The sequence below is a fragment of the Roseateles sp. P5_B10 genome (assembly GCF_056400485.1).
Window position 1 is genome coordinate 1 of sequence record NZ_JBFULE010000511.1, and the last position, 3,838, is coordinate 3,838.

General features: G+C 65.2%; 5 protein-coding genes. All 5 read left to right on the forward strand.

The features are described from left to right. Window positions 1-298 precede the first annotated feature (298 nt). The 5 genes from msrB to AC1DU6_RS22920 all read left to right on the forward strand — a co-directional run bounded on the left by msrB (window position 299) and on the right by AC1DU6_RS22920 (window position 3,791). The gene (msrB, locus tag AC1DU6_RS22900; protein ID WP_477859823.1) at window positions 299-724 is read left to right on the forward strand and encodes a peptide-methionine (R)-S-oxide reductase MsrB; all 426 of its coding nucleotides are present in this window, start codon (window positions 299-301) and stop codon (window positions 722-724) included. Continuing rightward, complete coding sequence (locus AC1DU6_RS22905) at window positions 721-1,353, forward strand: septation protein A (protein ID WP_457349578.1); 633 nt, start codon at window positions 721-723, stop codon at window positions 1,351-1,353. Before msrB ends, AC1DU6_RS22905 begins: the two co-directional genes overlap by 4 nt. Further along, on the forward strand, window positions 1,350-1,610 hold the full coding sequence (locus AC1DU6_RS22910) for a BolA family protein (RefSeq protein WP_056198339.1): 261 nt from the start codon (window positions 1,350-1,352) through the stop codon (window positions 1,608-1,610). The genes AC1DU6_RS22905 and AC1DU6_RS22910 overlap by 4 nt, the downstream gene beginning before the upstream one ends. A gap of 78 nt (window positions 1,611-1,688) precedes the next feature. Beyond that, window positions 1,689-2,492, forward strand: a complete 804-nt coding sequence (locus AC1DU6_RS22915) for a peptidylprolyl isomerase (protein ID WP_477859826.1) — start codon at window positions 1,689-1,691, stop codon at window positions 2,490-2,492. Window positions 2,493-2,561: 69 nt separating this feature from the next. Next, entirely contained in the window at window positions 2,562-3,791 is a 1,230-nt protein-coding gene (locus tag AC1DU6_RS22920; RefSeq protein ID WP_457392188.1) for a cystathionine gamma-synthase family protein, read from the forward strand. Window positions 3,792-3,838 lie beyond the last annotated feature (47 nt).

Below are 3,838 nucleotides of genomic sequence, written 5' to 3' on the forward strand. Positions count from 1 at the left end.
GGGCAACCAGCCCGACTGCGGTTTGCGTCTTGCAGCCACTGCCTTTGCGGGGCAACGGGCGCCATGGGGAGACTGCGAACAGGTTCCGGCCAGTCTAGTCCCGGGGTCCGACACCTGAACGTCACAACCGCGACCCTTGCACCCCGGGGAAACACCCGGGTGAGCGAGGCCTTCGGCCCTCTCACTAAACTGGCCGGCTGATGAAAGTTCTGAGTCGCCCGTTCGACGAACCCGCTCTTCCCGGCGACGCGGCCCTGCCGCCTGACCGGGCCCCAAGCCCCGAAGTGTCCTTTTCATCATGAGCCACGATTCCAGCAAGACCTACCCCGTCCAAAAGACCGACGCCGAATGGCGCGAGCAACTCGATGCCACGCAGTACCAGGTCGCCCGCCATGCGGGGACGGAGCGCGCCTTCAGCGGCAAGTACTGGGACCACTTCAAGGACGGCCACTACAACTGCATCGGCTGCGGCACGCCGCTGTTCGAGTCCGAYRCCAAGTTCGAYKCCGGCTGCGGCTGGCCGAGCTACTGGGCCCCGGTCAACAGCGAAGTCATCGAACGCATCGTCGACAGCAGCCACGGCATGGTGCGGGTCGAGGTCCGCTGCAACAAATGTGGCTCGCATCTGGGACACGTCTTCCCGGACGGTCCCGAGCCGACGGGTGAGCGTTACTGCATCAACTCCGCCTCCATCGATTTCGTGAAAGACAATCCCGGCGCATGAAACTGCTGCTCGACTTTCTTCCGCTGATCCTTTTCTTCATCGTCTTCAAAGGCGCTGAAGGGCACGCCGATGCAGCGGCAGCGTTCTCGACCGAACATTTCGGCTTCCTGGTCTCCGGCGGCGTTGTCGGCGCCCAGGAAGCGCCGGTTCTGCTGGCCACGCTGGTGGTCATGATCGCCACGCTGGCGCAGGCGGCCATCCTGAAGCTGCGCGGCAAGAAGATCGATCTGATGCTGTGGATCAGCCTCGTGCTGGTCGTGACTCTGGGCGGTGCCACGATCTGGTTCCACAACGAGACCTTCATCAAGTGGAAGCCCACCGGCCTGTACTGGGCCATGGCGCTGACGCTGTGGATCTCGCAGGCAGCGTTCGGCAAGAACCTGATCCAGTCCATGCTCGGCAGCGAACTCGCCCTGCCCGACCTGATCTGGCTCAAGCTGAACCGCGCCTGGGTGCTGTTCTTCGCCGCGATGGGCGTGCTCAACCTCTATGTGGCTTACCACTTCTCGACGTCGGCCTGGGCCAACTTCAAGGTCTTTGGCGTGACGGGCCTCATCGTGCTGTTCACACTCGCCCAAGGCCTGTATCTCAGCAAGCACCTGCCGCCGGAAGAGGACAGCAAGCCATGATCAGCGCAGAGATAGAGGCCCGCCTGCGCGCGGAGCTGGCGCCACTGGAACTCAGCATCCGCGACGACAGCGCCCAGCACGCCGGCCACGCCGGTGCCCGCGAGGGCGGCCACTTTCACGTGGCTGTCGTGTCGGATCGCTTTACCGGACTGCAAAGATTGGCCCGGCACCGCCTCGTTTATCATTGTTTGTCCGACCTGATGCAGCGCGGCATCCACGCGCTGGCGATCGACGCCCGGGCCCCGGGTGAACACTGATCAGATCGTGCGTGATTGAAGAACCGCGCGCCCGGCACCGGGCGCGATTTTTTTAGCCTGAATCAAATTCCCCCACCCATGAAGAAGTTTGCGCTCGCCGCCGTCGTCGCGGCCACCATTTCGGCCCTGCTGCCGGCTGCTGCAGTCGCGCAGAACGTCGCCACCGTCAACGGCAAGCCCGTGCCCAAGGCGCGCGTCGAGACGCTGATCCAGCAAGTCACCAAGAGCGGCCAGCAGCAGCGTTCGCCCGAGCTGGAAGCCCAGGTCAAGGACGAGGTCGTGCGCCGCGAGATCTTCATGCAGGAAGCCGAGAAGCGCGGCGTTCCGCAGACCGCCGACTACAAGGTCCAGATGGACCTGGCCCGTCAGATGCTGCTGATCCGCGGCCTGATGGACGACTTCAAGACCAAGAACCCGGTTACGGATGCCGAAGCCCAGGGCGAGTACGACAAGTTCAAGGCCGCCAACACCGGCAACGAATACCGCGCCCGCCACATCCTGGTCGAGAAGGAAGAGGACGCCAAGGCCCTGATCGCCCAGATCAAGGGCGGCGCCAATTTCGAGGAACTGGCCAAGAAGAACTCCAAGGACACCGGCTCCGCAGCCAACGGCGGCGACCTGGACTTCGCCAATCCGAACAACTTCGTGCCCGAATTCAGCAAGGCCATGACGGCGCTGCAAAAGGGCGAGATGACGCAGGARCCGGTSAAGAGCCAGTTCGGCTATCACATCATCAAGCTCGAAGACACCCGCSCCGCSACCTTCCCGGCCTTCGACGACGTCAAGGCCCAGATCAAGCAGCGCATCGAGCAGCAGAAGATGGCCGAGTTCCAGGACRGCCTGATCAAGAAGGCCAAGACCGACTACACGTTCAGCAAGTAAGCCGGCCTGCCGATCACTTGTTGCAAGACCCGCTACGGCGGGTCTTCTGCCATCTGGACCCGATAAACCATGCCCGACGCCCTCAGCACCCGTCTCGTCCACGCCAGCGGCCCTGACCGCCAGTTCGGTGGCGTCCATACACCCATCCATCCTTCCGTGCAGTACGCCTACGAGAAGGTGGAGGACCTGATCGCCGTCTTCCAGGGCAAGAGCAAAGGCAGCTTCAACTACGCCCGCCAGGGCACACCGACGACGGCCGCGCTCGAAGCGGTTGTCACGGAGATGGAAGGCGGCATCGGCACCGTCAGCTTCGCCACCGGCATGGCGGCCCTGAGCGCCCTCTTCCTGACGCTGCTGAAGGCGGGCGACCACCTCGTCACCAGCAACCGCGTCTTCGGCAACACCAACAGCCTCTTCCAGACGCTGGAGGGTCTGGGCATCGCGGTCAGCCGCGTCGATGCCGGCGAGGCCGCTGCGGTGCAGGCTGCGCTGCGGCCCGAGACTCGGCTGGTCTTCGTCGAGACCATCGCCAACCCCAGCACCCGCATTCCCGACCTCGAAGGCATTGGCACGCTGTGCCGTGAGCGCGGCCTGCTCTACGTCGTCGACAACACCGTCACCTCGCCGGCCCTGTGCCAGCCGCACCGCTTCGGTGCCGGCCTGGTGATGAACTCCCTGACCAAGACGCTGGCCGGCCATGGCGAGGCCCTGGGCGGTGCGGTGACCGACACCGGCTGCTTCGACTGGTCGACCTACCCGAACATCTTCCCGGCCTACCGCCAGGGCGACGCGCGCGGCTGGGGCCTGCAGCAGATCCGCAAGAAGGGCTTGCGCGACATGGGCGGCACCTTGTCCAGCGAGGCCGCCCACCGCATCCTCGTCGGCGCCGAGACGCTGACGCTGCGCCTGCAACGCAGCAGCGATACGGCGCTGGCGCTGGCTCGCCACCTGGCCGCCCACCCGGCCATCGAGCACGTGCACTACCCCATGCTCGAGACCCATCCCGAATACGACAAGGCCCGCGCCTGGTTCGGCAGCGGCTCATGGATGATGAGCTTCGAGCTGCGCGACCCCGAGCGCATGGTCGAGGTGCTGAACCGGCTGCGCCTGCCGCTCAAGGCCACCGGCCTGGCCGACACGCGCACATTGATCATCCCGGTGGCGCCGACCATCTTCTGGGAGATGGGCCAAGCGGCGCGAGCCGCCATGGGCATCGCAGAAGGTCTGGTTCGGCTGTCGGTGGGCCTGGAAGCGGCCGAAGACTTGATCGCCGACTTCGACCAGGCGCTCGCTGACTGACTTCGTTTGCCGGGCCGAGCGCCGGGCCGCTCCCTAGCCGGCCCGTC

Bases quoted from the DNA above. Each gene is read 5' to 3' on its own strand.
- AC1DU6_RS22905 (WP_457349578.1), top strand. From the start codon at position 721: ATGAAACTGCTGCTCGACTTTCTTCCGCTGATCCTTTTCTTCATCGTC.
- AC1DU6_RS22910 (WP_056198339.1), top strand. From the start codon at position 1,350: ATGATCAGCGCAGAGATAGAGGCCCGCCTGCGCGCGGAGCTGGCGCCA.
- AC1DU6_RS22920 (WP_457392188.1), top strand. From the start codon at position 2,562: ATGCCCGACGCCCTCAGCACCCGTCTCGTCCACGCCAGCGGCCCTGAC.